Raw genomic sequence first — 828 nt, 5'->3', positions numbered from 1 at the left:
GGGCGTCGTTGTAGCTGGACCAGTTCGTCGTGCGGTAGCGGGCGGGAGAAGGCTTGCTCATGCCCCCAGCCTAACCGACTGGATTCCCGCCGTGAATCCTCCGCGGGCGGACTTCTGCAACAACGCCCAGGGGATGTCAGACGAGATGAGCAAGCAACTCAAAGCGAAAAGCACCGCATTGATATAATTGTATTATTTTTACATCGCGACATGACTATCTATCTCAAACGACACTCGAATCTATCTCAAACAGGATGAAATCTTGAGGTCGTGCCTGCGTGGTTCAAACTCCCGAACAGGTTGGGGGAATGGCGACGGTTTGGTCGCCACGGTCGATGCCAAAGGTGTTCCTGTCGATGGGCCGGCCATCCCCCAGCCCGGCACGCGGCTGGACACCCCCAAGGGGCTCGCGCTGCTGGACGGCCGGCTCTACGTCGCTGACATCGACCGGGTCGTCGCCTTCGATCCGGCGACAGGGCAGCAGACGGCCGAGTTCCGGCCGGAGGGTGCCAAAGGGCTGAACGACCTCGCCGTGGCGGGGGCCGGCTGCTTGTCACGGAGTTTGACGCCGGCCGGGTGCTGGCGCTGAACCCTTCGACGGGGGCCAGCACCACTATCGCACAAGGAATTGGCGGCGCGATGCAGTGGGCGTTAGCAGGCTAGGCGGCGGACCTCACATCATCCGGAACGTGAAGCCCTGTTGACTAACGAAAGACGCGACCGCAGCGGACTGCGGTCGCGTCAGGATGCCGTGCCGCGTCAGGCGCGTGTCACTCGGCCGGAACCAGACCAGCCGGCCCCATCCCGGCATCGCGCGCCCGGGCCGGG

1 protein-coding gene is annotated in these 828 nt (G+C 63.6%); it reads left to right on the top strand.

Features of this window, described 5'->3' with window-relative positions; all coding sequences use genetic code 11:
- Window positions 1-319 precede the first annotated feature (319 nt).
- A complete protein-coding gene (locus tag IC63_RS16725; RefSeq protein ID WP_036722786.1) occupies window positions 320-589 on the top strand; it encodes an NHL repeat-containing protein in 270 nt (89 codons plus the stop codon).
- Window positions 590-828 lie beyond the last annotated feature (239 nt).

It is taken from the genome of Paracoccus sphaerophysae (assembly GCF_000763805.1).
Taxonomy (GTDB): Bacteria; Pseudomonadota; Alphaproteobacteria; order Rhodobacterales; family Rhodobacteraceae; genus Paracoccus; species Paracoccus sphaerophysae.
Note: the sequence above shows the minus strand (reverse complement) of the source record. Positions and strands in the feature narration are given on the sequence as shown.